3 protein-coding genes are annotated in these 2,809 nt (G+C 63.7%); 1 reads left to right on the forward strand and 2 read right to left on the reverse strand.

Features of this window, described 5'->3' with window-relative positions; genetic code table 11:
• Nucleotides 1-255 precede the first annotated feature (255 nt).
• Entirely contained in the window at nt 256-588 is a 333-nt protein-coding gene (locus ACYDAT_RS16055) for a type II toxin-antitoxin system HicB family antitoxin (RefSeq protein WP_461451442.1), read from the reverse strand.
• Nucleotides 589-801: 213 nt separating this feature from the next.
• A complete protein-coding gene (locus ACYDAT_RS16060; protein ID WP_461451444.1) occupies nt 802-1,182 on the reverse strand; it encodes a VOC family protein in 381 nt (126 codons plus the stop codon).
• 155 nt (nt 1,183-1,337) lie between these two features.
• On the opposite strand from ACYDAT_RS16060, the gene ACYDAT_RS16065 reads away from it, so the two are divergent.
• Nucleotides 1,338-2,435, forward strand: a complete 1,098-nt coding sequence (locus ACYDAT_RS16065) for an IS110 family RNA-guided transposase (protein WP_461451446.1) — start codon at nt 1,338-1,340, stop codon at nt 2,433-2,435.
• Nucleotides 2,436-2,809: the final 374 nt, after the last annotated feature.

Here is a 2,809-nt window from a genome sequence, read left to right on the forward strand (position 1 = left end):
GTGCCCAACTCGGCGGCGCGCCCGAACGGCAGCAGAAAGATCAGCGCGAAAGGCAGCAGCCACGCCCAGCGTGGGCGCGCATCGGCGGCGGCGGCGGCAGTCATGCGCGGATTGTGCGCCGCGCGTGGCAACGAGTGGAATGGCTTTGCGGCGGGGCCCGTGAGAAAAACCGCGCGCGCCGCAAAGGTTCCGGCAGCCGGCCAGCCAGTGCCCGCTGCGCCCAGCCAGGAAGTCTCTTACGCGGAGGGCTGGGCATCAGGCAGCGACACGTTGCGTGAGTACTTCCTGGACCAGCGTGTTGATGCTCTTGCCCTCGGCTTGAGCGGTGATGGCGAGCCTCTCGTGAAGCTCCGGAGGAATTCGAAGGTTGAACTTCCCAGAGTAGTTTCGCCGGGGTTCGATACCCTTTTCCTTGCAGACCTCAAGGAAGACCGCCAAGGACTTCTTGAACTCCGCCCTGAGTTCCTTCGGGGTCTTGCCGTAGAAGTCCGCTCCGCCATTAAGGCCAAGAATATCGCCCCTGAACATATCAATCTCAGGGTCGTACTCGATCTTTGCGTTGTATCCGCCTACCGTCATCACGTTCATGGCTTCACTCCGTGTTGCTCAAGACACTGGCAACGTTGCAACACCGCACCGCACTGACACGCACGACGCAGAAAAGAGGACAACACGAAGACCAGCGAAAGCCCGAAAGCTCAAGGCAAGGACCTCAAGCGCGCGGCGTTGACGGGAAGTCTCTTATGGAGGGGTTAGGCCTCAGCGCACCGTTGCCGTGCATTGGGAGCAGGTTGCGAAAACTCACTCTTGCACGCGCCAAGGAGGGAAGCGGCGATTCTCGCCGGCCCAGTAGAGGCAGACAACGTTTTTCGACGGGTCGCGGAGTCGCGCCTCGCGCCAAAGCCATCGCTCGTCTCTGGGCGGTTGATCGAAGGCGTAGCCATGCTCCTGCAAGCGCCGCACCTCTGCGTCGAGATCGGCGTACTCAAAGTAGATTACGACACCAGTTTCCTGCGCGATGGAGCTGACCTGATGTAGTGAGAGCGTGGATTCGCCATCCGGCGTTTCCAAGCGGGCGTAGTGCGGCAACGAATTCACGATGAGCCGAAGGCCGATGCCGCGATAGAACCTGATCGATGCCTCGATGTCAAGGGCGGGCAGGGTGACTTGATTCAGGTGCATGGAGGGGCACACAGTAGGAGTCTGGGGCCTAACGTCTGAATTAAGCCGCGCCGCCAAGCGGCGTCGGCTTGAATGAGTAAAAAGAGACTTCCCGCTTCCAACGGCCTCGAGGGCCATGATGGTTTCCACAACCGTCAGCAGAAGGGGAAGTCTCGATGAGCACTATAACCATGGGCGTGGATTTGGCGAAGGACCTGTTTTCCGTGTGCGCGGTCGATGCCGCCGGGCATGTGCAGCGGCGGCAGGATCTTGGGCGTGAGGCGTTTGCGCTGTGGCTGGCGCTGGTGCGGGCCGGCACGGTGGTGGCGATGGAAGCCTGCAGCGGTGCGCACCACTGGGCGCGGCGCTGTCTGGAGGTCGGTCTGCAGCCACGCCTGATGGCGGCGCAGTTCGTGACGCCATTCCGCAAGAACCGCACGGCCAAGAACGACCGCAACGATGCCGAGGCGATTGCCACGGCGGCACGCCAGGGCAACATGCGCTTTGTGCCGGTCAAGTCGGTCGAGCAGCAGGCGCGGCTGGCATGGCATCGGGTGCGCGAGGGCTACAAGACCGAGGGACTGGAGATCAGCAACCGCCTGCGCGGCCTGTTGGCCGAGTTCGGGATCGTGATGGCGCAGGGTGACCGGGCGTTGCGCGTCGCTTTGGCGGATCTCGACGCAGCGGCATCGTTGCCTGCGGAGCTGAAGGAACTGCTGCGCGATCTCAGCGCGCACTGGGCGCAGGTGCGCGACCGCATCGCCGCGTGCGATGCGCGCATCGAAGCGCACGCCAAGGCGGATGAGCGCTGCGTGCGGCTGCGCGCGCTGATCGGCATTGGCCCGCTCACCGCCGATGCGATGGTGGCGAGCGTCGGCTCGGCCAAGGAGTTCAAGAACGGCCGGCAACTGGCCGCATGGCTCGGCCTGGTGCCGACCCAGCACTCCAGCGGCGGGCACACCCGCCTGGGCACGATCAGTTGCCGCGGCGATGCCTACCTGCGCACGCTGCTGATCCAGGGCGCGCGCAGCAGCCTGCAGCGCGCCAAGGTGACTGCACAGGATCGGGCCACGCCCGAGCAGATCTGGATCCGCCAACTGGCGTGTCGGATGCCGTTCGGCAAGCTGCTGGTGGCGATTGCGAACAAACACGCGCGGCAACTGTGGGCGATGCTGGCGCGCGAGGAAGCCTACGACGCCGAGGCGTGGCTGAAGCACCCGATGGTGCAGCGCCCGGCCGGCAAGCGCGCGGTGAGGATCGCCGGCATGGCATGACACGAACGCACATCCTTTCACGTCAGCGCGAAGTGGTCGACAACGGTCAGACCGACCCGGAGAGAACCTGACTAACCTGCCGGACGTCACCCCGTGTTTCGGCTGATCCCCGAACACCGACGATACCGAAAAACGAACGAGGTCTCCGGGTGCGGTTTTTACCCTGGTCCGCGCCAGCATCAGCGGCGCAACAAGACCGTTTATGGAAATGCAGTCTGACATTCGTTGCATCACCACGCAGCACTGACACGCACGACGCAGCAAAGAGGACAACACGATGACCAGCCATGGCCCGAAAGCTCAAGGCAAGGACCTCAAGCGCGCGGCGTTGACGGGAAGTCTCTTATGGCAGGTTTGGTGCGCCGTGGCCACTT

The sequence above is a fragment of the Metallibacterium sp. genome (assembly GCF_054637675.1).